Here is a 25934-nt window from a genome sequence, read left to right on the forward strand (position 1 = left end):
CGCATCATACCAACTTCGCCCGGATCCGTAAAGCCGCGGCGTTGAGAGGCCGGGAGAAAAGTGCTAAGATACGCAACCGTGATCCCATGAGACGCAAACTCGCTCCGGTCGCCGTACTGATTCTTCTGTCGGGTGTTTCCTGTGCCATGATCCGGCCCCGTCCGGCCCCTTACCCCGAAGGGCTGGTTTTTCCACTCGTCGTGGCCGAACAAATGGATATGGAAGGAACGCCGTCGAGTTTGGCGGCCGGAGATGACGGGACGATTCTCGCCGCCCTTCGGGATGGGCGGATTCTGGCCGTCCGTTCGGAAAAGGACGGCGTCCTCTGGGCATACGAAGCCGGGCATCCGCTCTCCGACACTCTCGCCGTCTCATCCGGGCGAATCTTCGCGGTCGATGAAAACGGCGTTGTCCATGTCCTCGATGAAGACGGAGCGCTGATCTGGAAAACGTCCATCGAAGGCCAAGTCTCAACGGATGCGGTGCTTTTCAAAGACAAGATCTGTTTAGGAACGGAAGAGGGCCGGATCTTTGCTCTGGAAACGGCCGGAGAAGGCCGCGTCGCCTGGATTTACGAGGCCGGAAACCCGGTCGTCTCCGGCCCGGAGGTCTTCGAAGACGGCCTGTTTTTCATGACGGAAGACGGCCGGATCCACGCTTTGAATCCTTCGGGTCGCCTCCTTTGGTCCACCGATGCGGGAGGGCGTTCCTCCGGGCCTCTGCTCATCAGAGAAACCATGGCCTATTACGGAACCGAGGATCGACATATCCGGGGATTCGATCTGGAACGCCGGCGGCTCCGATGGAGCATGCGGGTCGGTGGGCATGTCGCGGCCCGGCCCAAGATCCGCGGCAACACGCTTTATGTCCTGACGACTGAGGGAGTGTTGTACGGAATGATGGCCCATCGTGGAGACATTCTGTGGTGGCGCGCCCTTCCCTCGAGATCCGTCCTCGGTCTGGCGCTCGCCGGCGATAACGTTTATGTCTCCTGCCGATCCCCGCTGTTGACGGCTTTCAACGCCCGGACGGGGGAGAAGGCCGGAGAATTTGCCTTGGCCGATGAGCTGGTTTCTGAAGCGCTCTGGCTGGATCCCCGGATTGTCGTTCCCATCCAGGGACCGGATGAAGCCGGCCGGCTTGTCTTCCTGGAAAGGGATATCCGGTTGTCCCTGACCGCGAACAAAACCTCACCTCAGGAACCCGGACAGGAGATCACGTTTACGGCATCCGCGGTGGGCTTTCACAGGCCTCAATATACGTTTTTTCTCACATCGGGAAACGAGGCGCGCCGGATCGTTCAGGCCGAGTCGGAGAGAAACACCCTGGCCTGGTTTCCCGATCGCGAGGGTGCCTACGCCATCGAGGTTTCGGTCAGGGACGAGCGGATGAGTCTTGAGGCCAAAGCGGATTTTGAAGTCAAGCGGGCGGCCGAGAAGCCCAAGGAGCCCAAGGAAAAAAAGGAGAAGAGGCCATGACGCGAAACGAAGCGATGGAGCTTTTAACGGCACATCTTAAAAACAAAAATCTTCGTAAGCATTGCCTGGCGGTCGAAGCCTGCATGCGGGCTTTGGCGCAGCGCCTCGGCCACGACCCGGAACCCTGGGGCCTGGCGGGCATTCTCCACGATCTCGACTACGAACTGACGGAGAAAAGTCCGGAGCACCACACCGAGCAGACCGTGGGCATCCTGAGGGAAAAAGGGATTCCCGAGCCCATCATCCAGGCCGTCCAGGCCCATGCCGGAAAAGTGCCCTGCCGGGAGCCCATGGATTGGGCCATCTATTCCTGCGATCCGCTGACGGGCCTGATCATCGCCGCCGCCCTGATGCATCCGGACAAGAAACTGAAGTCGATCGATCTCGATTTCGTCAAAAGACGCTACAAGGAAAAGACCTTTGCCAAGGGCGCGAGGAGAGAGGAAATCGAGGAGAGCCGGAACCTTGGGATGGATCTCGACGAATTCATTTCGATCTGCCTCGGGGCCATGCAGGGGATCGACGGAGAACTCGGCCTGGCTTGATCGGGAGAAACGATGAAAATCGCGGCGGTCACCGGGCCTTCGGGAAGCGGTAAAACATACCTCATCCGGGCCCTGATCCGTGAGGCGAAATCGCGAGGACTGAAGATCGCCGTCGTCAAGCATTGTGCCCACGGATTCGATCTCGACCCCAAGGGCAAGGATTCCCGGCTGTTCACGGAGGCCGGAGCGGACCGCGTCGCTCTGGTCTCGCCCGACCGGGTCGCCGTAATCGACAACGACCCGGATAAATCCGGGCTCCGCTCCCTGGCCGAACGCCTCCATCCCCGGGCCGATATCGTTCTCGTGGAAGGCGGACGCGCCGTCCCAGGACTCAAGCGGATCGAGATTCTGCCGGCGGCAAGAAAGACGGTTGCGCCGTCGCCCGGATTGATCGCCGCAGTCGGCAAGGGCGTCGCCGGCGGAAAAGTCCCGGTCTTCGCCCCGGATCAGGTGAGTGACATCCTGGATTTTCTGCTTTTAAATGCGGCGGATGCTCGTTCAGAAATTGTCCTGAAGGCCGGCGGTCGGGTAGGGGACACGGGTGAGAACTTGAAGAAAGCGATGTTCTCCGCCCATGACCCCGAGGTTCTGGCGGTTCTCCGTTCCTCCGTCGTGGCGATCGCCGGAGCCGGGGGGTTGGGATCGAACGCGGCGGTCTGCCTGGCCCGGGCCGGCGTTGGGCGTCTCATTATCGCCGACTGCGACCGTGTGGAGCCCTCCAACCTCAATCGCCAGTATTTCTTCATCGAGCAAATCGGTGAGAGAAAAGTCCGGGCTCTTCGGGAAAATCTCATGCGGATCAATCCTTTCAGTGCCTATGAGATCCACGATATCAAAGTGACGCCGTCGCGGGTCGCCCGCCTGTTCGGCAAAGCCGACATCCTGATCGAGGCCTTTGACCGGGCCGAATCCAAACAGATGCTGATCGAGACGTGGCTGAGCCGGTTTCCCGACAAGCCCGTCATTGCGGCCTCAGGTCTCGCCGGCTACGGAAAGAACAGCAAAATCCGGACGAGGCGTCTCGGATCGCTCCATATCTGCGGCGACGAAGAGAGCGAATGCGCCCCGGACACGAGCCCTATGGCGCCCCGCGTCGCCGCCGTTGCCGCGCTCCAGGCCAATCTGGCCGTAGAACTTCTGATGAAAGCGAGTAAAAAACATGTTTAAGGTCAACGAGTATTTCGACGGCAAAGTGAAATCCCTGGCTTTTGAGACCGGCGATGGTCCGGCCACGATCGGCGTCATCGCCCCCGGTGAATATGAATTCGGCACGGCGACCAAGGAAATCATGACTGTCGTCAGCGGCAAAATGGACGTTCGCCAGCCGGATGCGGCCGACTGGAAGCCTTACGGCGCCGGCGAAAGCTTCATCGTCGAGTCCGGAAAAAAATTCAAGGTTCGGTCGTCCGGCGAAACCGCCTACCTCTGCCTCTATAAATAGCGCGATCTCGCTCCCAATCCCTCGCCGGTCCCTCCTTCGGGAGCGGGCCCTGACATTCCCATCGGGTGGATTTTCATATCCAGACTTCGCGGGGATTCACTTCCCGGGCAGGTAACGTTTCGGGAACTTGGCCACGACCGTGTAGTTCGGATCGACCACGTTCGCGACCTGCGCCGTCCCCACCTGGGACAGGACCTGGAGGGCGTCCCAGCGGTCGAAGCCGTACTCGGACTCGAGCCACTTGACCATCTCGACGTGGGCGATCCGGAAGGCGTCAAGCAGAGGCCGGGCCGAACCCGCGACCATAATGAAGTCTCCGTTTTCAAGCCGCGGCCAGGCGATCTCTTTATTTTTTAGGAGCCCGAATTCAAAAATAACATCAGCCGTCGTCTCGATCCCGCTGCCGATAATCTCTCCGTCGCCCTGGAGGGCATGGACATCGCCGAAATAGAAGCCGGCTCCCTCATGATGGACGGGAAGGTAGACGGTTGTTCCTTCACGGGCTTCGGAGGTATCCATGTTTCCGCCGAAGGTTGACGGCACCCCTCCCGGGATTGCCTGATCGCCGGGAGGCGCCGTGGCCAGACGGCCGACCATCGGGACCAGATCCACGCGGATCCGCCTGATGCGGCTTTTAGGGAGATCCAGGACGGCCGAGCGCCCGTCCGGATCAATCTCCCAGAGAAACATCCTGTCGGGCACGGGGTCGTGGAGCATCGGCGTCGATTCGGTCGCAGTCAGGCAACCGTAGACCGTCGATGTTCCGGACCGGCCGACCGGCGCGTTTGGACGGATCTTTAGAATCCGGACGACGAGCGTGTCACCCGGCATGGCGCCTTCGACGGCGATGGGGCCGACCTCGCCCGGCCACGGCGCGTCCTTTCCTGCGAACCAGTCCGACCAGAGCGTGTTCGTCTCAAGGACGTCTCCCGGTTTCAGCGTGAGCACCGGCTCACGGGCGGCGTAGGTCTGAACTCCCTTGACCGGTTGAAAGCGTACGACCTCGGCGGCTGTTGGAATCGGGCCGTCCCCAAAGACAAAGACGGCAAGGCACGGCAGAAGCCACGATTTGTTTCTCATCGGTCCCTCCTCGAAGGCAATGCATCAACTCGAAAAATTGTACACCGTTGGTCCGTCCCGGTAAAGGCCGGGGGGAATTCATCCGATATGACTATCGGTCGCTGGAAGTTGTTGACATAGGTGGAAAGCGGAGTATATTAAAGCCAAAAGGAGGGCGCGGGTCATGAAGTGTCTGAAATGTCACGTCGAAAATCCCGATGATTCCCGATTCTGCGGCCGCTGCGCGGCGCCGCTCGGCCCGGAGGACGCCGCCTTTTCCCTGACGAAAACCATCGCAACGCCGAGTCCCGTCCCGGCGCCGGACACGCTCGTCACCGGGAAATACAAGATCGTCGAGGAGCTAGGCCGGGGCGGGATGGGTGTTGTCTTCAAGGCCGAGGACTTGAAGCTGAATCGATATGTTGCGCTCAAGTTCCTGCCGCTGCATCTTGCCGGATCGTCCGAGCTCAAGGAGCGGTTTCTGATCGAGGCCCAGGCGGCCGCGGCGCTGTCGCATCCGAACATCTGCGTAATCCATGAAGTGGGGGAGGACGACGGCCGTCCCTTCATCGCCATGGAATACGTGGAGGGCGAGACGCTGCGGGACAGGGTCAAGCGGGGGCCTTTGAAACCGGAAGAAGCTCTGCCCGTCATAACGCAGATCACCGCCGGATTGGCCGAGGCCCACGCCAAGGGCATCATCCACCGGGACATCAAGAGCGCCAACATCATGGTTACGACGAAAGGCCAGGCCAAGGTCATGGACTTCGGGCTGGCCAAGCTTCGGGGCGGGAGTTCGTTGACGCGGACACAGACGACATTAGGGACGGTGGCCTACATGTCGCCGGAGCAGGCCCGTGGGGACGAGCTGGACCAGCGCACCGACCTCTGGTCGCTGGGGGTTGTCCTCTATGAGATGCTGACGGGAGAGCTGCCGTTCAAGGGCGACCGGGACTTGTCGATCATTCATTCGATCGTCCACGAGGAGCCCAAGCCCATCGCGGCCCGCAAACCGCCCATTCCCGAAGAGCTCCAGCAGGTCGTCGCCCGAGCGCTCAGAAAGAATCGCGACTCGCGCTACGCCACGGCCGGGGACATGCTCCTTGATTTGAGAAGATACCACGAGGCCCTTCAGGCCGAAGCCGCCGGGTTGTTCAACATGCGCACGCTCGTGAAGCGCCTCCGCCGCCCCGCTGTCGCGGTCCCCACGGTGCTGGCGGTCGTCGTGATCGCGGCGGGGGCTTTTCTCTATTTCAACCACAAGGACAAGGTCCGTTGGGCCCGGCAGGTGGCTTTCCCGGAGATCGAGCGGATGATCGCCGACAACGACGTTTGGCGAAACCTCGTCCCGCCTTACCGTCTTGCGGTCCAGGCAGAGTCTATTCTCGGGAGCGACCCCAAGCTGGCGGAGCTTTTTGCAAAATGCTCCCTAAACATCGACGTCAAGACGGAGCCTCCGGGAGCCAAGGCTTACATGAAGGAGTATGCGACCCCCGAAGCCGAGTGGACCTATGTGGGCGAAACCCCGATCGAGAAATTACGAATGCCCATTGGGTTCTTCCGCTGGAAGTTCGAAAAGGAGGGCTACGAGACCGTCCTGGCCGCGGCGTCGACATGGAAAATGCCCTCACTTTCGGTCGATAAACCAGGCATTCCAGACTCACTTATGAGAACTCTCGATAAGGAAGGAAGCATACCTCCAGCCATGGTCCGTATCCCGGGCGCTGAGCTTGCCATCGGGAAACTGGAGGACTTCTTCATCGATAAGCACGAGGTTACCAACAGGCAATTCATGGAGTTCGTCGACAAGGGCGGCTACAGGAACAGGGAATATTGGAAATACCCCGTTATCAAAGACGGGAAAGAGATTGCCTTGGAAGAAGCGATGCGGGAGTTCGTGGACCAGACAGGCCTGCCCGGTCCCTCGACCTGGAGCGCGGGAGATTATCCCGATGGTCAAGGAGATCATCCTGTGTCGGGCGTCAGCTGGTATGAGGCGGCGGCCTACGCCGAATACGCCGGAAAGAGCCTGCCGACCTCCGCACACTGGGGTGTGGCTTTAGGAGCTTTCACTCCGATGTTCCAACTGTATCAGCTCGGCGGCATCGCGGTCATCGCCTCCTTCAGTCATATCGGGACCGGGCAAGACACCGTTCCGGTCGGAAGCCTCCAGGGCTTCACGCCCTATGGGGCCTACGATATGACGGGCAATGTCCGGGAATGGTGTTGGAACGAGACCCAGGCAGGAAGGATCATCCGGGGCGGCGCGTGGGGCGAGAACACCTACGAGGCCGTGAATATTCGTCATGCCCCGAGCATGGATCGCTCCGCCAAGAACGGTTTCCGGTGCGCGTTCTATCCGCAACCCGAGGCCGTCCCCGAAGCGGCCTTCGCGTTCCGGCGCCTCGGGGACACTATCGACCTCCGCGTCCGGCAACCGGTGCCCGATCCCATTTTCGAGATCTACAAAGACCAGTTCTTCTACGACAAGACGGCGCTCGACGCCCGCGTGGAATCGCGGAAAGAAAACCCCGGCGGCTGGGTCCACGAGCGGGTCTCGTTCGACGCCGCTTATGGCGGCGAGCGGGTTCTGGCCCATCTCTTTCTGCCTGTGAATGCGCTTCCTCCCTTTCAGACGGTCATCTACTTTCCGGGGAGCGCTTCGACCTGGGAGAACTCGAGTCGGGACATCGAAACCTACTATGAATTCACGATGTTCCTTTCTTTTCTCGTGAAGAACGGCCGGGCCGTCCTCTATCCCGTTTATAAAGGGACTTTCGAACGCGTATTCCCGGAATCGGCTTCGCTTCATTTGGGGGGTGATTCCCATGCCTACACCGAATTCCTCATCCAGGTCGTCAAGGATTTCAAGCGCAGCATCGACTACCTGGAAACCCGCCCGGACATCGACAGCCGGAAGTTCGCCTTTTATGGTATGAGCTGGGGCGGCATGTTGGGGGCGATCATCCCGGCGGTGGAAGAGCGTCTTCAGGCCGGCGTTTTGTGTGCGGGAGGTCTTCGGGGGCGGGCCGTCCGTTCCGAAGCTCAGCAAATCAACTACGTCACCCGCGTCCGAACGCCGACGCTGATGTTGAACGGCCGGTACGACACGAACTTCGGCCTGGAGGAGAGCATCAGGCCGATGTTCGAATTCCTCGGAACGCCCCTCGAGCACAAGCGGATGATTCTCTACGACACCGACCACATCCCCCCGCGGAACGAATACATCAAGGAGATCCTGGCCTGGCTCGACAAGTATTTGGGCCCCGTGGAGAGATAGGTATGACATCGTTTTGGATCGGAGCATCTTAATGGCAAGGAGGGCTGGTCATGAAGTGTCTGAAATGTCACGTCGAAAATCCCGATGATTCCCGGTTCTGCGGCCGCTGCGGGGCGCCGTTCGGTCCGGAGGATGCGGCCTTTTCCCTGACAAAAACCATCGCAACGCCGATTCCCGTCCCGGCGCGGGACGCGCTCATCGCCGGGAAATACAAGATCGTCGAGGAACTCGGCCGGGGCGGGATGGGTGTTGTCTTCAAGGCCGAGGACCTGAAGTTGAATCGGTGCGTCGCCCTGAAATTCCTACCGCCTCATCTTTCCGAATCGGCCGAGCTCAAGGAGCGGTTTCTGATCGAGGCCCGGGCGGCCGCGGCGCTGTCGCATCCGAACATCTGCGTCATCCATGAAGTGGGGGAGGACGTAGGCCGTCCCTTCATCGCCATGGAATACGTGGAGGGCGAGACGCTGCGGGACAGGATCAAACGGGATGGCGTTCTCCCGGCCGGGGATGCGCTGGCCTTCGCCGGCCAGGTTGCGGCCGGACTGGGCGAGGCCCACGCTAAGGGCATCATTCACCGGGACATCAAGAGCGCCAACATCATGGTCACGGAGAAAGGCCGGGCCAAAGTCATGGACTTCGGGCTGGCCAAGCTTCGGGGCGGGAGTTCGTTGACGCGGACACAGACGACATTGGGGACGGTGGCCTACATGTCGCCGGAGCAGGCCCGGGGCGATGAGCTCGATCCGCGGACGGACATCTGGTCGCTGGGCATTGTTCTTTGCGAGATGCTGACCGGGGAGCCGCCCTTCAAGGGGGATCACGACCAGACGGTCATCCACGCGATCCTGCATAAGGAGCCGAAACCGCCGTCCCAGATCAAGGACGGGCTGCCCGTGGGGATGGATGGAATCGTTCTCCGGGCCCTGGCCAAGAGGACTGGGGACCGCTATCAGACGATGGAGGAGTTTCAGGGAGACGTCGAAGCGGTGGCCGAAGGCCTGAAGCCCCTCAGGGCCCGGCCGGTCCGAAGGATCTTCGGGATCCGGGCGGCTCACGTCGGTTCCGCTGCGGCCGCCGTTCTGGCGATTCTCATCGGCGTCAATGTCGGGGGCGTCCGGGACCGGATTCTTGGAAGAACCGCGCCTCTCGCCCCGGCCCTCAGGCTGGCCGTCCTGCCGTTCGTCAACATCGCCGGCGACGCCGAGCAGGATTATCTCTCCGACGGGCTGACCCAGGAGATGATCTCCCAGCTCGGACGCCTGAACCCGTCGGGATTGAACGTCATTGCCCGAAGCTCGGTCATGCGCTACAAAAAGGGGGACACGCCGATCGACCAGGTCGGCCGGGAGCTCGGCGTGGAGTATGTCCTGGAGGGTAGCACCCGTCACGAGGGGGGCCAAGTCCGCATCACCGCCGAGCTCATCAAGGTGGAGGACCAGACGCAGCTCTGGACAAAAACCTACGAGCGTGAGGTCTCCGGCTTACTCACGGTGCAGAGCGAGGTGGCCCAGAATGTGGCCGATGCCCTGGCGCTCAAGCTGCTCCCTGAAGAGAAGACCCGCCTGACCTCCGCCCGAACCGTCAACCCCGAAGTCTATGACGCCTATCTCAAGGGGATGTTCTACGTGTCGCAGAACACCCAGGAAAGCTTCGATAAGGGCATGAAAATCCTGCATCAGGCCGTGGAGATCGACCCCGCCGAACCTTTGGCCTATCTCGGTCTCGCGGAGGGATACATCACCCTCGGTCACGGCGGCGCGGAGCTGCATGATGCCTTCAAGAGAGCCCGGGCCGCCGCCGAGCAGGCCCTAAAGCTTGACCAGAATATGGCGGAAGCTGTGGGCGCCCTGGCCCATGTCGCCCTTTATTACGAGTGGGATTGGGAAAAGGCCGAAAGGCTCTTCAAGCAGGCCCTCGAGCTCAACCCCAGCGTGGCCATGACCCACTATCATTACGCGTGGTATCTGCCTCTCGTCGACCGGCTCGACGAAGCCATCGAGCACCATAAGATCGCCCGCGACCTCGACCCGCTCCGGCCTTTGCATACGGCCTGGCTGGGCGGATTGTACAACTATGCCGGCCGGTTCGATGAAGCGATCGTCGAAGCCAACAAGGCCCTCGAGTTGAATCCGAAATTTGGGCCGAGTTTCAATGTGTTGTGTGCGGCTTACCTGTGTAAAAACATGCCTGATGAGGCGATCGCCGCGGCCCTGCGCTTAAAGGAGTTATTGCCTGAAGAGGGGAATGCCTTTTTATGCATGGCTTATGTGTCGGCCGGGCGGAGGGAAGAGGCGTTGGAGATCTCGTCGATGTTCGAGAAAGATACGCTTAGGTTCCTTACAGTATCCCAGGCCTATCTGGCTCTTGGTGACAAAGACGAAGCATTTCGGGTGCTCGAAAGTGCTTACGAGGCTCATCGGGCCACGTTGCCGTGGATCAGAGTGCACTGGAAAGCCGGCGGGGGATTCGAGGCCGTCTACGACGATCCGCGCTTCCAGGACCTGCTGCGGAGAATGAACCTTTCTCGGCCAAGCCGCTCCGTTCCCCGCAAAGGAACCATTTAGTCCAGCCGATATGATCCACCCGCCGTACGATTGATCGTGCCGGCGCTTCTCCGGGCTGACTCCGGCCGGCCCGTCGCGGAACTTCAGGTCTCTTTTTCGGCGAAAACGCTATAATGCGGAATTGATTTTTTCAAGAGTGATGTATCCGAGGGAGTCCCTATCCGGCGTCGGCCTGCGTCCAGACGCCGTCGACGAGCCGCCACATGGCGCCGGTCGGGTTTCTGTCCCGCAGGTCGTCCGGCAGGCGGTGTTCCCGCACATTGTCGTAGCAGTGAAGAGACGCAAAGCGGAGCATGGAAGCGGGAATACCCACCGCGGTGAAGCCCGGATGTCCCGTCGAGGGGAAAGGACCGCCGTGGTTCATGGCCGGAGTGACGGCGACGCCCGTCGGCATCTTGTCGTCAAGAAGGCGTCCGACCTTGCGCCGGAGAATTGGCGCGAGCCGGTCGTAGAAGGCGTTGTCCCGGCCTTCGCGGCTGCTGTAAAGAACGGCGGTTAGCCCGCCTTCCGCGGCTTCGGCGATCTCGATCATTTGATTTTCGTTTTCGGCAAAAACGAAGACCGTCAGAGTGCCGAAGACCTCGATCTGGAAGGCGGCCGGGGATTTCAGGAAACGCTTGCCGTCGACCCGCAGAAGCGTGTTTTGGAACTTCCAGCCGGGTCCCTCGACGGGAGAACCGCCGCAGACAAGCTCGGCCCCGGCTTCGCGGAACTTGTCCACGGTTCGGAGCAGTCCTTTGAGGACGGCCTCACTCAGAAGCCATCCGGTTGGCGGGGTCTCAAACGCCTTTCGGGCGGATTTGAAAAAGCGGCGGCCGCGCTCGTCTCCCAGGACAATGACGAGGCCGGGTTTCGTGCAGAACTGCCCGGCGCCGAGGGCGCAGGATTTGAAAAGTTCCTCGACGATCCCTTGCGATCTTTCCTCAATCGCCCCGGGGAGGACGAACAGGGGATTGACACTCGACATCTCGAGATAGATCGGCTTGCCGGCCCGGTCGGCCGCTTCCTTAAGGAATGTTCCGGCCCGGAAGCTTCCGGTGAAAGCCGTGGCCCCCGTCAGAGGGTGCGAGACGAGCCGCGCCCCGTCCTGTCCGTTGAAGTGATAGAGCAGTTGGACGGCCTCCGGTGGGAATCCGGTTGTCTTCGCGGCATCCATAACGGTTTCGGCCAGGAGTCGGGTCGTTCCCGGGTGGACGGGATTGGCCTTGGCAATGACCGGATTGCCGGCGGCGATGGCGGCGGCGAAGTCGCCGCCCGCCACGGAATTGAAGGCGAAAGGGAAGTTGCTGGGACTGAAAATGATGACGGGTCCGCCCAGAGGAGCCATGCGGGAGCGGATGTTGAGCCGGGTGTCGATGGTCGCCCGCCGCCACGATCTGTCCCGGCAGGCCGCGGCGGCCTGGCGGAGCTGATCGACCGTCCGGGGGATTTCGACGGAGAGAAGCCGCGGCTCAAGGGGAAGGGCCGTTTCTCGGGCGGCGCTTTGGGCCAGATCCGTGCTCCGCGCGACGATTCTCCGGGCCGACTCTTCCAGGAATTCCGCAACGGCGTCGGGATGCGTGCTTTCGAGAATCTCAGCGGCCCGTCGTCCGGCGGTCAGGGCGCGTTCGAGATCGGCGAACGAGGAGACGGGATAATGTTCATCGAGCGGACTTCCCGTTGTCGGGTCGAAGGCCGTAAAGACACCCGCAGGAGACTCGGCTTCCCGCCATTCTCCGTCGATGAGAACGGGTTGGGTCATTTGGACAGCCTCTTATCCGCCCGAATAAAGGGGCGACATGACGACGCGGTCGCCGTCTTCGAGTGTGTCATCAGGGGCCACCGCCCGGCCGTTCCGGGTCACGATCCTGGGCCTGGACTTCTCGAGATTCACGAGGTCCATGAGGCCTCCGGCCGTCGTTCCCGCCGGGAGATCGAAGGCTTTTTCGCTGAACCCGGCGGCGTAGATGAACGGGCCGATCATCTTGACCGTAACAGTCACTTTTACGTCAGTCCTCCAGCTTGCCGTATTTTTCGGCGGTTCGGGCTTCGTCCTGAATGTCCAGAGCGGCCGCCGTCTTCTTCGTGGGGATGCCTCTCTTGTCCCAACCCCGGAGGTCGTAATAGTGGTCAAGCAGTTCTTCGTACTTGTCCATTTCGAGGATTTTTCCGGCGATCGGACCCTCGGTATCGGCGTTGGCCGGGTCGAACCAGGAAGCCGGGGGATAGTCCATGGTCCGGTTCCAGTCCGGTTTTTCACGAAGCCAGAAGAACTTCATCAAAGCATAGATCCTGTCGCTGACTTTCCAGAAGTCGTCGAGGGTCCAGTTCAGGCCGGTTACGGTGTTGAAATAGACCGGATAGTGTTCGAGTTCCCAGCCGAGCTCAATCCAGGGGAAGCGGCAGGCTAGGATGTATTCGAACAGCCCGCCCCGGATCCGCTGGAGTTCGATGACTTTTTCCGCCTTTTCGCGTCCGTAGGATTCGCGGACGGTCTGCTTGAGCTCAAAGGTGATGACCCAGGATTCCTTGTGATGGGCGCCGATCGGGCTGGTGCCGAAAGCCAGCGCCATGCCGGGACAGAACTTGCAGTTGTAGGCGGAGATCTCCAGCCCCTTGACGTGCATGGCGTAGGCTTCGGAGCCCTGGCCGATCTTTTGGGCCATGCGCATGCACCCGTCGGCCAGCATGTTCCCCACCTCGCCTTCGCGGAGGGAGGCGATTCGCAGCAACTCCTTGGCTTTTTCGGCGTCGCCGAACTTGAAATCGCCGGCGATCGCGCCCCGGTCGATGGCGTCGGCGTAAAACCCGAGAACGGCGCCCGCGGAAATGGTGTCGATGCCGTAATCGTCGCAGAGGTAGTTGAGTGACCCGACCTGGTCGAGCTCGAAGATTTCCAGATTGCTGCCCAGCATGCCGATGTTTTCATAGTCGAGTTCGGATTCGCGACCCTCTCGGTCGTGAATGGTGATGCCGCAGCGCATGGTGCAGGTCGGACAGCCGTAGGTCGCGATTCGGGCGTCGTTCAGGCGTTCGCCGTCGATCTTCCAGGCGTCGGGATGCTGGGTTTTCCTCATGTTGCGGACGGGAAGCGCGGCCACCTCGTTGCACCAGGCCAGGACGCCCGTCGTACTCTGGATGGACCAGCCGGATTTCTTGTCCATTTCGTGGACGGTGCGGAGATCCGCCGTGCCCAGCTTTTTCATGGTTTCGGGATCGGCCTGGGGGATGGGCTTGGTGCCTTTGACGACGATGGCTTTGAGCTTCTTGGAACCCATGACGGCGCCGATACCGGGGCGGCCGCCGGCCCGGCCCTCGAGGCTCCGGACCATGGCGTAGAGGTTGAGGTTTTCCCCGCCCTGCCCGATATTGAGGACGCCGACGCCTTTCCCATACTTGGCGTAAATCCAGTCGTTCGTATCATAGGTGCCCTTGCCCCAGACCTCGGAGGCGGGGAGGAATTCGACCTTGTCGTCCTCGATATAGAGCATCGTCGGTTCGGCGGCGACACCCTCGACGATCATCATATCGTAGCCGGCTTTCCGGAGCTGCTCGCTGACGCGCGTGCCCAAATTGCCGTCGCCGTATCCGCCGGTAATCGGCGATTTTGCGGCCACGACGGTTTTTCCGGTGTTGGGCGCGGGAATGCCGGCGATCGGGCCGAGGGCCACAATGAGTTTGTTTTTCGGTCCCAGGGGATCGATGCCGGGATCGAGTTCGTCCCAGAGGGTTTTCAGGGCGAATCCCCGGCCGCCCACCCATTTTTTGGCGAATTCCTCATCGAATGTCTCTGTTTTGTATGTTTTGTCCGTTAAGTTGACTCTGAGAATGTTGCCCGTCCATCCGAACATGATGAGACCTCCATCAATGAATTTATACTCCAACCGAATAACACAGGGAGCGGACTTGAGTCAAGAAGAATAGGCCGCCCTGTTATTTCGAGCCGTCTTTTGATATGATGATCCGAAGAAGCTCAAGGAATCGGAGGATTTTTCGTTATGTCCAAAAAATTGACCCGGTCCTCGAACCAGAAGATGCTGGGCGGCGTCTGCGGAGGACTGGCGGCGTATTTCGATATCGATATTTCTCTCGTCCGCCTCATCTTTGTGGGGGTGGCCATGGTCACGGCCATTTTCCCCATGGTGCTTTTCTACATGGTCGCCTGGATCGTAATTCCCGTGAACGGGAAAAAGGCATAGAGAGGCCGAAGCCCCGAGTTGAATTGAGAGCCATGCGGGACATTCCCTTCAGGCACATCGCCGTCGAAGGCGTTTTCAAAACCGGAAAAACCCGTCTGGCCGACGCCCTGGCCCGGAAACTCGGCGGCAAGCTCGTTCTGGACCCGCCCGGCAATCCTTATCTCAAGGATTTTTACAATGAGCGCGAGGGCGCGGCCTTTCTTTCCCAGCTCGTCTTCCTGGCCAACCGCTACAATCAGCAGGTCCGCCTTTCGCAACGGGATCTCTTCATCGACCGGGTCGTCTGCGACTACCTGTTCGAAAAAGATAAAATCTATGCCTATCAGACGCTCTCCGACGACGAACTCGTGGTTTACGAACGCATCTACGGCATTCTCTCCGAGCGCGTTCCCCGGCCGGATCTGGTCATTTTTCTGCAGATGAAACTGCCGGTTTTTCTTCGCAAGATCGCCCGGGGACCGGATCCCCTGGAAAAAAACATTTCCGAAAAATACCTTGAGGACATTCTCGAAGCCTTCGATTACTTCTTTTTCAATTACCGGGCCGCACCGCTTCTTGTCGTCAAAGCCGATGACATGGACTTCGAGCGCGAGGAGGACGTCGACGATCTCGTGGACCAGATCCGCCAGATGAAAAAAAGTTCTCTCTATTACAATCCGGAAGGATCCGGGAGGCGGCCCGCCAAGAAATAATGCCGTAAGTCTTTACCCCAATCCCGACATGCGGGCGGGATGGGGAGAAAGGAATCACAATGCCTGACAAACAGACCGAAAGCGTCACTCTTCCTGTTCTGCGGGAGATGAAGGCGCGCGGGGAAAAGATCGCCGTTCTGACCGCCTATGACCATCCCTCGGCGTCCGTCCTGGACGAGGCCGGGATCGACATCATCCTGGTCGGGGATTCCCTGGGCATGGTCGTTCAGGGATACTCCTCGACCATCCCGGTGACCATGGAGGAGATGCTGATTCACACGAGATCGGTCACGGGAGCGGTCCGGCGGGCCCTGGTTGTCGCGGACATGCCCTACATGTCCTTTCATCTCTCGGTGGAGGAAACCATCCGGAACGCGGCCCGGTTCCTGAAGGAAGCCGGAGCGGGGGCCGTCAAGATTGAAGGCGCCTCGGCCGGACGGCTGAAAAAAATCGAGGCCTGCGTCGAGGCCGAAATCCCCGTCATGGGCCATGTCGGGTTGACCCCGCAATCCATCCGCAAATGGGGGAGCTATGCGGTTCGCGGGCGGGATGGGGCGGCCGAGGCCGAGGCCATCCTCGCCGATGCCCGGGCCGTCGAGTCGGCCGGAGCGTTCGCCGTTGTCCTGGAATCCATTCCCATGGAGCTTGGGGCGGTCATCACCGAAAGTCTGACCATCCCGACCATCGGAATCGGGGCCGGCGCGGCCTGCGACGGCCAGGTCCTCGTTTTCCATGATGTGATGGGATACACCCAGGGCCGGCTGCCGAAATTCGTGAAAACATATGCCGATCTCCGGTCGGTCGTCCGCGAAGCGGCGGGCCGCTACATTGAGGATGTCCGGACCGGGGCTTTCCCCGACGAGGCGCACTCCTATCGCCTCAAGCCGGAGGCGGCCGAAAAGCTTCGCAGGGGGAGATCCCGATGAAAATCATAACGGAAGTCGAGGCCATGGCTTCCCTCTGCCGGGGATGGAAGGAAAAGGGTCTGCGCATCGGCTTGGTCCCGACCATGGGAGGATTGCACGAGGGCCACTTGAGCCTGGTGCGGGCCGCGCGGGCCGGCACGGACGTGGTCGTCGTCAGCATCTTTGTCAACCCGACACAATTCCGTCCGGGGGAGGATTTGGCCTCCTATCCCCGGGATATCGAGAGAGACATGTCTCTTCTCGAAAACGAGAAGGTCGATGGGATGTTCCATCCCCAACCGGAGACCATGTATCCGGAGGGATACCGGACCTATGTCGAGGTGCACGATTTCCAGGACAAGCTTTGCGGGGCCGTGCGGCCGGGGCATTTCCGAGGGGTCTGCACCGTCGTGCTCAAGCTTTTCAACATCGTGCGGCCCGATGTCGCCTATTTCGGCTGGAAGGACGCCCAACAGGTTCTGGTCGTCAGGAGGATGACCGCCGATCTCAACCTGGATACGGAGATTGTCGCGTTGCCTCTTGTTCGGGATCCCGACGGCTTGGCCATGAGCACGCGGAATGCCTATCTTTCGCCGGACGAGAGGGCGGCCGCCCACCTGCTTTCGAAGAGTCTGGCCGAGGCCGAGGCCATGATCGCGGCGGGCGAGACCGATCCCCGGGCCGTCGTTGCCCGGGTCCGGAATGTTCTGGCCGCCGCTCCCGAAATAGAAATCGAATACGTTGCGGCGGTCGACACGACGAACCTGGAGCCGCTGGACAGAATCGTGGGCGAGGGTTTGCTGGCCCTTGCGGCCCGAATCGGAAAAACCCGCTTGATCGACAACATCCTGATTCATCCGAAAGGCGAAGCGCCATGTTAAAAACGTTTCTCCATGCCAAGATCCACCGGGCGGCCGTAACGGAGACCGACCTGGATTACGAAGGCAGCCTGGGTGTCGACGAAGACCTGATGGAGGCGGCCGGACTGAAGCCGTTCGAACGCGTCGAAGTCTTCAACATCACGAACGGCGAGCGGTTCGCGACTTATCTCATCGTCAAGGAACGGGGGTCGCGGACGATCGGCGTGTACGGCGCCGCCGCCCGGCGGGCCAAGGCCGGAGACCGGCTCATCGTCGTGGCTTATGCTGTTCTCGCGGAAGACGAGATCGAAGGATTTGCCCCCCGGGTCGTTATCCTGAACGAAAAGAACGAAATCATCCGCAGCGGCTGATTTTCAGTCGAGGTGGTAGTTGGGCGCTTCCTGGGTGACGACGATGTCGTGGACGTGGCTTTCCTTGAGGCTGGCGGACGTGATTCTGATAAAGCGGGCCCGCTCGGTGAGTTCGGCGATGGTCCGGCATCCGGCATAACCCATGCCGGCTTTGAGGCCGCCGACCAGCATCTGGATCAAGTAGATCGTGCTCCCTTTGAAGGGGACGCGTCCCTCGATGCCCTCGGGAACGAGCTTGCTGTCGCCGGCCGCCGTATCCTGAAAATAGCGGTCCCGGCTCTGACCCTCTTTCATGGCCTGCAGGGAGCCCATGCCGCGATAGTTCTTGTAGGCGCGGCCCTGGTACATGACGACTTCACCGGGCGCTTCGTCCGTTCCGGCCAGGAGGTTCCCGAGCATGACCGACTGAGCCCCGGCGGCGACGGCCTTGGTGATGTCGCCGGAGTACTTGATCCCGCCGTCGGCAATGACGGGAATGTCGTGTTTCCGGGCCACGCTGAAGACGTCGGAAATGGCGGTAATCTGGGGAACGCCGGCCCCCGTGATGATGCGGGTCGTGCAGATCGATCCGGGCCCGACCCCGACCTTGACGGCGTCCACGCCGAGCCCGATGAGCTCTTCGGCCGCTGCGGCGCTGCAGATATTTCCGGCGATGAGTTCCTGGTTGGGGAACTCTTTTTTCAGCAGGCGGACGGTGTCCAGGACTCTCTGGGAGTGTCCGTGGGCCGTGTCCACGACAAGAACATCGCACTGGGCCTTGACCAGGGCCGAGGCCCGGGCCAGGGCGTCCCCGCCGACTCCGACCGCGGCGCCGGCGCGGAGCCGGCCCAGGCCGTCTTTGGCGGCGAAGGGATATTGAATGCGCTTGAGGATGTCCTTGTATGTGAGCAGTCCCTTCAGGCGGCCTTTGTCATCGACGACCGGGAGTTTTTCGATTTTGTATTTGTGGAAGACATTTTCCGCCTCTTCGAGAGACGTGCCCAGAGGGACGGTGATGACCTTTTTCGTCATGATTTCGGAAATCGCCAGGTCCATCCGGGTCTCGAAACGGATATCGCGGTTGGTCAGAATGCCGACAAGCCGGTTGGAGGCGTCGGTGATCGGCAGACCGGAGATCCGGTATTCCTTCATGACCTCGATCGCCTTGGTGATCTTGTCCGTAGGCCGCATGGTCACGGGTTCGACGATCATGCCGCTCTCGTGGCGCTTGACCTTGTCGACTTCCTCAGCCTGGTTTTCGACGGTCATGTTGCGGTGGATGATTCCGATGCCCCCCTGCTGGGCCAGGGCGATGGCCATCCGCGACGTCGTGACCGTGTCCATGGCCGAGCTGACGATCGGGATGTTCAGGGAGATGTTGCGGCTGAGCCGGGTGGTGACATCGGCGTCCGCGGGAATGACGTCGGACTTGGCCGGCAGGATCAGGACATCGTCGAATGTCAGCCCTTCCTTGATTTCCGCGTCCAGCATGATGTCCTCCTCGTTCAACGCCGTTTTCTCCGTCCGGGGATGGTGGATTTCACATGGCGGACTCTCTGCGGGGCCGGGCCTTTGGGTTTCTGGTAGAAAACCGGCTGCTCCTGTCTTTGGGGCATCTCCTGTTCGATGACGGGCTGGATCAGGAACAGGAAGCGCAGGGCGTCTTCCTCGATCCGGTCCATCAATCCCTGGAACATGTCGAAGCTTTCTTTTTTGTATTCGACAAGAGGATTTCTCTGTCCGTAACCGCGAAGCCCGATGCCTTCCTTGAGATGGTCCATACCCAGGAGATGGTCTTTCCATCGGGAGTCGATGACCTGGAGAAGAAGCATGCGTTCGAATTCCCGCATGGCGTCCGGGCCGATGACCCGCTCTTTCTCCTGGTAGATTTTTTTGGCGGCCTCCGTCAGGTCGTCCTGGAGTTCGTCGGGCGTCACGGTTTCCCAATCGATTTGGAGTGTCGCGATATCGAGTCCGAACTGGGCCTGAACGGCCTTGGCCAAAGCCTCGCGATCCCAGTCGTCCGGGTGCGTTTCCTTGTTGCAATGCTGATCGAGGAACCATTCGATGATCTGGTCGACGAGATCGTAAAAATATTCGCGGAGATCCTTGCCGTGGAGAATTTCCCGGCGCTGCCTGTAGATCGTCTCCCTCTGCTTGTTCATGACGTCGTCGTATTCCAGAAGATGCTTCCGGATGGAGAAGTTCTGGCCTTCGACCTGTTTCTGGGCGCGCTCGATGGCCCGGGTGACCATGGGATGTTCGATGGGGACGCCTTCGCCCATGCCGATCCGGCTCATCAGGCCCGAGATCCGGTCGCTGCCGAAGATCCGCATGAGGTCGTCCTCGAGGCAGAGGTAAAAACGCGATGATCCGGGGTCGCCCTGACGGCCGGCCCGGCCCCGCAGCTGATTGTCGATGCGCCGGGCTTCGTGGCGTTCCGTGCCCAGGACGTGGAGTCCGCCCAGCGACACGACCTTGTCGTGTTCGGCCTGAAAGATGGGCTGAACCTCCTTGAGGGCCGCCTCCCATTGCGCTTTGTCAACCGTCAGAGGGTCGATGTTCCGCCTGCGGAGGGTGTCCCGGGCCAGTTCCTCGGGATTGCCGCCGAGAAGAATGTCGACGCCGCGGCCGGCCATGTTCGTGGCGATGGTCACGGACCCGATGCGTCCGGCCTGGGCGATGATCTGCGCCTCCTGCTCGTGGTATTTGGCGTTCAGGACGACATGTTTGACGTTGCGACGGCGGAGGGCCGTACTCAGGAGTTCGGATTTCTCGATGGATACGGTGCCGACGAGAACCGGGCGGCCGGCCTGGTTGAGCTCGATGATCTCCTCGGCCGCGGCGTTCCATTTTTCCTCCGCCGTCCGATAGATGACGTCGGCATACTCATGCCGGATGAGTTCCCGGTTGGTCGGGGTTTCGACAACGTCCAGCTTGTAGATGGTCATGAACTCCGGGGCTTCGGTCACGGCCGTTCCCGTCATGCCCGCGAGCTTGTTGTACATGCGAAAGTAGTTCTGGAAGGTGACCGAGGCCAGGGTCTGGTACTCCTCTTCAACGCGGACTTTCTCCTTGGCCTCGAGGGCCTGGTGGAGGCCGTCGCTGTAGCGCCGGCCGGGCATCAGGCGGCCGGTGAATTCGTCGACGATGATGACCTTGCCGTCCTTGATCATGTAATCGACGTCGCGCTTGAAGAGGAAGTGGGCCCGGAGCGATTGATTGATGGCATGGACGAGATCCATGTGGGCCAGATCGTAGAGATTGTCGACCTTGAAATAGCGTTCGGCGTCGGAGACGCCGTCTTCGAGAATGGACACGGTCCGGGTTTTCTCTTCGACCTGAAAATGCTTTCCCCGCGTGTAGCGCCGGACGAGTCCGTCCACGCGATAGTAAAGTTGGGTCGAGGCCTGGGTGGGACCGGAGATGATCAGCGGGGTCCGGGCCTCGTCGATGAGGATGCTGTCGACTTCGTCGACGATGGCGTAGTTGTGCTCGCGCTGGGCGAGGTCGGAGAGCCGGAACTTCATGTTGTCCCGGAGATAGTCGAAACCGAATTCGTTGTTGGTGCCGTAGGTGATGTCGCACCGGTAGGCATCGTAGCGCTCCCGGTCGCCGATTTCGTGCTGAATCGTGCCCACGGTCAGGCCGAGGAAGTTGTAGATGGGTCCCATCCACTCGGTGTCGCGTTTGGCCAGGTAGTCGTTGACCGTGACGATGTGGACGCCCTTGCCTTCGAGGGCATTGAGGTAGGCGGGGAGGGTGGCGACCAGGGTTTTTCCCTCGCCGGTTTTCATCTCGGCGATTTTTCCCTGGTGGAGAACGACGCCGCCGATGAGCTGAACGTCGAAATGCCTCATGCCTGTCGTCCGGCGGGATGCTTCGCGGACGCAGGCGAAGGCTTCGGGCAGAAGATCCTCGATGGAGGCGCCCTGGGCGAGCTTCTCCTTGAATTCGGTGGTTTTGGCGCGGAGTGCGGAGTCGGTCAGCGCCTGGATGCGGGGTTCGAACTCGTTGATCCGGGTGACGAGCGGCCGGATCTTTTTGATGTCGCGATCGGTCTTCGTTCCGAAGACCTTGCAAAGAATCCACTTATACATTCACTATTTATTATCAGAACCTCCCGTCAAAGTCAATTTTCCCCTTGAATCCTGTTGCCCCTCTCTTCCCCTAATGAAACTCCCCGGTCCCGAAACATTCGTGCGAAGTGGAAAGCAAAAACCCCAATAACCCACAGAATACATAGGGCGATGAATATCGTTGCAATCATGCCGGTCTCCCTTTTATTTCGTCTATCATTGTTTTGTTCCGAAGTATTGCAATTTTCGTGCCAGGCACGTTCCTTTGTTTGTATCCATAAAAGGGAAAAAACCACATAACGGGCGAATCAAAGACGGAGAAACTGGTTCATTAAACAGGCTGATTCCTATTTATCAGGACATTTCTCGTCAATTCGTTTCTCAGAACATGCCGAACGCTTATCTGTTGAACTGGTTTCTATAGATTGGCATAAAAACGGCAGGATTGATTATGTGACTATGAAGCAAGGAGGATAAGTATGCAAAACTGTTCAAAGTGCCGGAACGCCCTGGTGCCGGGATTGGCGGTATTGTCGGTGATGGCGGGATTATGCCTGTTCTTGGCGGCTAACGGAGACGCGTTTGCCGAGGATAGGGACGCTGCGATCGAATCGGCCGCCAGAAAATCGTATATCTTTAAAACGTTTCTAAAAAGCGATGACATCCAAATTCATTCCAAAGACGGCGTTGTCACCTTGACAGGGACTGTGGCGGGCGAACCTCATTCATTATTGGCGGCGGAAACTGTCGCCGATCTGCCCGGAGTCGTAAGTGTTATCAACCAGCTCGAAATCAGGGGCGGAATTCCGGAAAAAAATTCCGATGCCTGGATCCAAACGAGAGTCAAAAATATGCTTTTGCTGCATCGCAATCTGGATAGCGACAATATCGTGGTGGATGTGAAAGACGGTCTGGTCACCCTGCACGGCGAAGTCGGAAGCCAAGCCGAAAGAGGGCTGACCGCCGAATATGTCAAAGATGTCGAAGGGGTGAAGGATATTGAAAATAAGCTGACTGTGGCGACATCGCCCAAAAAGAAATCCAGAACGGTTGAAGAGTATATCGACGATGCATCGGTTAAATCGCAGATCAAATTGATGTTGCTCTTCCACCGAGGCACAAATCCCTTAAGAACCAATATTATTGTTGATAGAGGAGTGGTCACCGTGTCCGGCGTGGCCAAGAACGCCGCGGAAAGAGAATTGGTCAACAAGCGCATTGAAGATATCCGCGGCGTTGTCCGCATCGACAACCGCATGACAATCGAATAATTGACTTGGCAGGAGGAAACAATGAAAATTCTGGCGATCGTGTTGATTGTGGCCGGCATTCTGGCGTTGGTGTACGGAGGTTTCAGCTACATCAGTGATTCCCACACAACGAAGCTGGGGCCTTTCAAGCTGACCGTACAAGACAAGGAAAGGGTCAACATCCCTATCTGGGCCGGTGTGGCGGGAATCGTCATCGGCGGTGCCCTGATGTTCTTTGCGGGGAAGAAGGATTAGCGATCGCGGGAAAACTGAGCGATAACCCAAAGTTGGAAGCGGAAGGCCGGGGTGAAAAAACGGCCGGAAAAGTCCAAGAAAAGATCGGCACGGTCAAGAAGGCTTTTAGAAAGCAGCAGGGGCGCAAATCGAACTCCAGGCAAGAAGGGCACTCAATCGCCGATGATCTTGACCAGGATGCGTTTGCGGCGCCGGCCGTCGAACTCGCCGTAGAAAATCTGCTCCCAGGTGCCGAGGTCCAGATCTCCGTCGGTGACGGCTACGACGACCTCGCGGCCCATGATCGTCCGTTTGAGATGGGCGTCGGCGTTCGTCTCTCCGGTCAAATTGTGTTGCCACCGGGACGGATCGTGCGGCGCCAGCCCTTCGAGCCAGACGGCGAAGTCCTTGTGCAGACCCCCTTCATCGTCGTTGATGAAAACGCTGGCTGTGATGTGCATGGCGTTGACGAGGCAGAGACCTTCCCGGATTCCGCTGCGATGCACAAGATCCCGGACTTTGTCCGTGATCCTCACAAAAGCCCGCTCCTCGTTCGTCCGTATCCAAATGTGTTCGGTCAGTGATTTCATAAAGTTATTATAAGTTGCGGCCGGGGCGATGTCCAGAAACGGTCCGCCGCGGCAATTGATTTTTTCCCCGTGCCCGGCTATGATGGTTGACCGGAAAAGGCGTCCTCCCTGTGGGGACCCCGGTACAAGGAGAACCGATGACTCTGATAGATGCCCCCAAGGGCAAAACTCTGAAAATCGTCAATATCGACGGCGGGGACGGCGTCCGCCGCAAACTCATGGCGCTCGGCTTCCACAAGGATGATCTCGTCGAGCTGAATTCCCAGGCCATCCTGCGCGGTCCCGTCATCGTCAGGAATCTGACCTCGGACGCCCGTGTCGCTCTCGGCCGGGGAGTGGCTCAGAAGATCCTGGTGGCGATCGCCGATGAGCCGGCCTGACATTCCCGTCGCTGTTTTTGTCGGCCAGCCGAACTCCGGCAAAAGCACGCTTTTCAACGCTCTGGCCGGACATAAGGCGGAAACTTCCAATTTTCCCGGCACGACCTTTACGCACATGCACAGCAACGTCAATGACGCCGGCCGCCTCCTGACCATTGTCGATCTTCCGGGGACCTATTCTCTCTGTCCGAGCGACCCTCATGAACAGGTCCCCTTGGTCCATCTTTTCACGGAAAAGCCCGATATCGTCGTCAACGTCATTGACGCCTCGATCCTGAGTCGAAGTCTTGAATTTACGCTTGAACTCGTCGAATTGGGCTATCCGCTTGTCGTCGCTCTGAATATGATCGATCTGGCCGAAAGCAAGGGTGTGACCATCGACCCCGCCGCGCTGGAAGCTCTTCTGGGCGTTCCGGTCATTCCGACCATCGCCACTCACGGCCGCGGCGTCAAGCAGCTCCTGGATGCCGCTTTTGATGTCCTGGCCCGAGGCGCTAAGCCCGATCCGCGGTGCTGGTCGGGAGATGTCGAGGACAAGGTCCGCGAACTCGAAAGCCTGATCCCTGAGGACTACCCGATTTTGGGCAACCGCCGTTTCACCGCCGTCAAGCTTTTGGAATCGGCTCATATGGCATGTGACGAGCTGCTCGGCGAAATTGCGCCGGAGTTGAAAGGGAATGTCGAGAGAATCCGGCGGGAGATGGAGGCGCACCGCGGCGTTCCCGCCTATGAGATCATCTCGGCCGAACGCCACCACTTGGCTCTCAAGTTTTTTGAACAGAGCAGCCGGGTCGAACGCGGCCGCCGATTGACCTGGGACAAAAAGATCGACGGCATCCTCATGCATCCGTTCTTCGGGTACGTCATCATGGCGGCCGTTTTCCTGGCATTTTTTCTGGTCATCTTCAAGATCGGGACGCCGCTTGAGGAACTGGTCCTGGGGCCTCTGGGTTCGTTAAGAGAGATCCTTAAACAGAATTTCGGCGGCGGACCCGTCTTCGTCGTCCTGGACGGACTGATCCAGGGCTTCGGCGGCGGCCTGGGCATCGTTCTTCCGTTTTTTATTCCCCTTCTTTTTCTCATGTCCCTTCTCGATGATCTCGGCTATCTATCCCGGGCCGGATTCCTTCTGGACACATTCATGCACCGGCTGGGACTTCACGGCAAATCCGTCTCTCTCTTCCTCCTGGGTTTCGGGTGCAATGTCCCGGCCATCATGGCCACGCGCATCCTGGAGTCGAGACGGGATCGGATCCTGACGACGCTTCTCATTCCGTTCATCCCCTGTGCGGCCCGGACGACGATCATTCTCGCTCTGGTGGCCTACTACCTCGGCCCGTTCTGGGCTCTGGGTTTTTACGCGGTCAACCTAGTCATCGTGGCCGTTTTGGGATGGATTCTGAGCCGTTTTTTCAAGGGCGCCTCTCCGGGTCTGATCCTGGAGATTCCATCGCTGAAAATCCCCCGGCTTCGGAACATTTGGCGGAAAACCTGGCTCCAGCTGTACTCCTTCATCCGGTTTGCCTGGCCCATCCTGATCGGCGGCAGCATCGTCCTGAGCATCCTTCACGCCCTCGGAGCCGACCGGCATATCAATACGATTCTTTCGCCTCTCGTTTCCGGAGCACTCGGTCTTCCCGATGAGCTTGGTGTCACCCTGATCTTCGGTTTCCTCAGAAAGGAACTGTCCCTGATCATGATGCTCCAGGCCCTCGGAGTGGAATTCCAGGATGTCCTCACGGTCCTCAGCCGGGAACAGGTTCTCGTTTTCTCGGTCTTCATCAGTTTTTTCATTCCCTGTCTTTCCACCGTCGCCGTGATCTGGAAGGAAATCGGAAGACTCTACGCGCTCCTCTCCGCCGCCCTGAACATCACCGTCGCCCTTCTTCTCAGCCTTCTTGTCCGGCTCTTGATTTGATTTTGCTTGGCTGTATCATAGTCAGGATATCGTAGGACATGAAAAAAAAACCCAACTTAAAGCATGCGTGAGATGCGGATGAAGCTCAACATTGACAGGACGGCCGCGGCGAGGCTATAGTTCGCCTGATC

Annotated in this window: 22 protein-coding genes; 15 read left to right on the forward strand and 7 right to left on the reverse strand. The window is 59.6% G+C overall.

Going from position 1 to position 25934, the window contains the following annotated elements; translation table 11 throughout:
* Positions 1-86 precede the first annotated feature (86 nt).
* The 4 genes from SCM96_12225 to SCM96_12240 are packed head-to-tail and all read left to right on the forward strand — an operon-like array spanning position 87 to position 3464.
* Positions 87-1478, forward strand: a complete 1392-nt coding sequence (locus SCM96_12225; protein ID MDW7761383.1) for a PQQ-binding-like beta-propeller repeat protein — start codon at positions 87-89, stop codon at positions 1476-1478.
* The gene (locus SCM96_12230; GenBank protein ID MDW7761384.1) at positions 1475-2023 is read left to right on the forward strand and encodes an HDIG domain-containing protein; all 549 of its coding nucleotides are present in this window, start codon (positions 1475-1477) and stop codon (positions 2021-2023) included. The genes SCM96_12225 and SCM96_12230 overlap by 4 nt, the downstream gene beginning before the upstream one ends.
* A gap of 12 nt (positions 2024-2035) precedes the next feature.
* On the forward strand, positions 2036-3190 hold the full coding sequence (gene thiF, locus SCM96_12235; protein ID MDW7761385.1) for a sulfur carrier protein ThiS adenylyltransferase ThiF: 1155 nt from the start codon (positions 2036-2038) through the stop codon (positions 3188-3190).
* Positions 3183-3464: a pyrimidine/purine nucleoside phosphorylase gene (locus SCM96_12240; protein ID MDW7761386.1), complete on the forward strand. Its 282-nt coding sequence runs from the start codon at positions 3183-3185 to the stop codon at positions 3462-3464. Before thiF ends, SCM96_12240 begins: the two co-directional genes overlap by 8 nt.
* A gap of 96 nt (positions 3465-3560) precedes the next feature.
* Here SCM96_12240 and SCM96_12245 read toward each other — a convergent pair whose 3' ends face one another.
* Positions 3561-4544 (reverse strand): acetamidase/formamidase family protein, encoded by a 984-nt coding sequence (locus tag SCM96_12245; GenBank protein ID MDW7761387.1) that lies wholly within the window; start codon positions 4542-4544, stop codon positions 3561-3563.
* Positions 4545-4707: 163 nt separating this feature from the next.
* Between SCM96_12245 and SCM96_12250 the strand changes: the two genes are divergently transcribed.
* Positions 4708-7803 (forward strand): protein kinase, encoded by a 3096-nt coding sequence (locus SCM96_12250; GenBank protein ID MDW7761388.1) that lies wholly within the window; start codon positions 4708-4710, stop codon positions 7801-7803.
* A 50-nt stretch (positions 7804-7853) separates the two neighbouring features.
* On the forward strand, positions 7854-10367 hold the full coding sequence (locus SCM96_12255) for a protein kinase (GenBank protein MDW7761389.1): 2514 nt from the start codon (positions 7854-7856) through the stop codon (positions 10365-10367).
* A gap of 157 nt (positions 10368-10524) precedes the next feature.
* Here SCM96_12255 and SCM96_12260 read toward each other — a convergent pair whose 3' ends face one another.
* The 3 genes from SCM96_12260 to SCM96_12270 are packed head-to-tail and all read right to left on the reverse strand — an operon-like array spanning position 10525 to position 14197.
* A complete protein-coding gene (locus SCM96_12260) occupies positions 10525-12108 on the reverse strand; it encodes an aldehyde dehydrogenase family protein (GenBank protein ID MDW7761390.1) in 1584 nt (527 codons plus the stop codon).
* A gap of 12 nt (positions 12109-12120) precedes the next feature.
* The gene (locus SCM96_12265) at positions 12121-12348 is read right to left on the reverse strand and encodes a MoaD/ThiS family protein (protein ID MDW7761391.1); all 228 of its coding nucleotides are present in this window, start codon (positions 12346-12348) and stop codon (positions 12121-12123) included.
* Positions 12349-12355: 7 nt separating this feature from the next.
* Positions 12356-14197, reverse strand: a complete 1842-nt coding sequence (locus SCM96_12270) for an aldehyde ferredoxin oxidoreductase family protein (protein ID MDW7761392.1) — start codon at positions 14195-14197, stop codon at positions 12356-12358.
* A 147-nt stretch (positions 14198-14344) separates the two neighbouring features.
* Between SCM96_12270 and SCM96_12275 the strand changes: the two genes are divergently transcribed.
* From SCM96_12275 to SCM96_12295, 5 genes are read left to right on the forward strand one after another with little or no spacing between them, the layout of a single operon-like run.
* The gene (locus SCM96_12275) at positions 14345-14545 is read left to right on the forward strand and encodes a PspC domain-containing protein (GenBank protein MDW7761393.1); all 201 of its coding nucleotides are present in this window, start codon (positions 14345-14347) and stop codon (positions 14543-14545) included.
* Between the two features lie 32 nt (positions 14546-14577).
* Entirely contained in the window at positions 14578-15237 is a 660-nt protein-coding gene (locus SCM96_12280; GenBank protein ID MDW7761394.1) for a deoxynucleoside kinase, read from the forward strand.
* Positions 15238-15296: 59 nt separating this feature from the next.
* Positions 15297-16163 (forward strand): 3-methyl-2-oxobutanoate hydroxymethyltransferase, encoded by an 867-nt coding sequence (gene panB, locus SCM96_12285; GenBank protein ID MDW7761395.1) that lies wholly within the window; start codon positions 15297-15299, stop codon positions 16161-16163.
* Positions 16160-17023: a pantoate--beta-alanine ligase gene (panC, locus tag SCM96_12290; protein ID MDW7761396.1), complete on the forward strand. Its 864-nt coding sequence runs from the start codon at positions 16160-16162 to the stop codon at positions 17021-17023. The genes panB and panC overlap by 4 nt, the downstream gene beginning before the upstream one ends.
* Complete coding sequence (locus SCM96_12295) at positions 17017-17373, forward strand: aspartate 1-decarboxylase (GenBank protein ID MDW7761397.1); 357 nt, start codon at positions 17017-17019, stop codon at positions 17371-17373. Before panC ends, SCM96_12295 begins: the two co-directional genes overlap by 7 nt.
* 3 nt (positions 17374-17376) lie before the next feature.
* Here SCM96_12295 and guaB read toward each other — a convergent pair whose 3' ends face one another.
* Together guaB and secA are read right to left on the reverse strand one after the other, a co-directional pair.
* Positions 17377-18843, reverse strand: a complete 1467-nt coding sequence (gene guaB, locus SCM96_12300) for an IMP dehydrogenase (protein ID MDW7761398.1) — start codon at positions 18841-18843, stop codon at positions 17377-17379.
* 14 nt (positions 18844-18857) lie between these two features.
* Positions 18858-21452, reverse strand: coding sequence for a preprotein translocase subunit SecA (secA, locus tag SCM96_12305; protein MDW7761399.1), 2595 nt, complete (start codon positions 21450-21452; stop codon positions 18858-18860).
* Between the two features lie 458 nt (positions 21453-21910).
* Between secA and SCM96_12310 the strand changes: the two genes are divergently transcribed.
* Complete coding sequence (locus tag SCM96_12310) at positions 21911-22702, forward strand: BON domain-containing protein (GenBank protein ID MDW7761400.1); 792 nt, start codon at positions 21911-21913, stop codon at positions 22700-22702.
* Positions 22703-22723: 21 nt separating this feature from the next.
* Entirely contained in the window at positions 22724-22936 is a 213-nt protein-coding gene (locus SCM96_12315) for a hypothetical protein (GenBank protein MDW7761401.1), read from the forward strand.
* 152 nt (positions 22937-23088) lie between these two features.
* Here the strand turns inward: SCM96_12315 and SCM96_12320 are convergent, their stop codons facing one another.
* Positions 23089-23505 (reverse strand): secondary thiamine-phosphate synthase enzyme YjbQ, encoded by a 417-nt coding sequence (locus SCM96_12320; GenBank protein MDW7761402.1) that lies wholly within the window; start codon positions 23503-23505, stop codon positions 23089-23091.
* A 137-nt stretch (positions 23506-23642) separates the two neighbouring features.
* Here SCM96_12320 and SCM96_12325 point away from each other — a divergent pair, with 137 nt between their 5' ends.
* Both SCM96_12325 and feoB read left to right on the forward strand, forming a co-directional pair.
* The gene (locus tag SCM96_12325) at positions 23643-23885 is read left to right on the forward strand and encodes a FeoA family protein (GenBank protein ID MDW7761403.1); all 243 of its coding nucleotides are present in this window, start codon (positions 23643-23645) and stop codon (positions 23883-23885) included.
* Positions 23872-25803 carry a ferrous iron transport protein B gene (feoB, locus tag SCM96_12330; GenBank protein MDW7761404.1) on the forward strand — a complete coding sequence of 644 codons (1932 nt, stop codon included), beginning with the start codon at positions 23872-23874 and terminating at the stop codon, positions 25801-25803. Before SCM96_12325 ends, feoB begins: the two co-directional genes overlap by 14 nt.
* Positions 25804-25934: the final 131 nt, after the last annotated feature.

The organism is Acidobacteriota bacterium (assembly GCA_033549365.1).
Taxonomy (GTDB): domain Bacteria; phylum Acidobacteriota; class Aminicenantia; order Aminicenantales; family Saccharicenantaceae; genus JAWSUF01.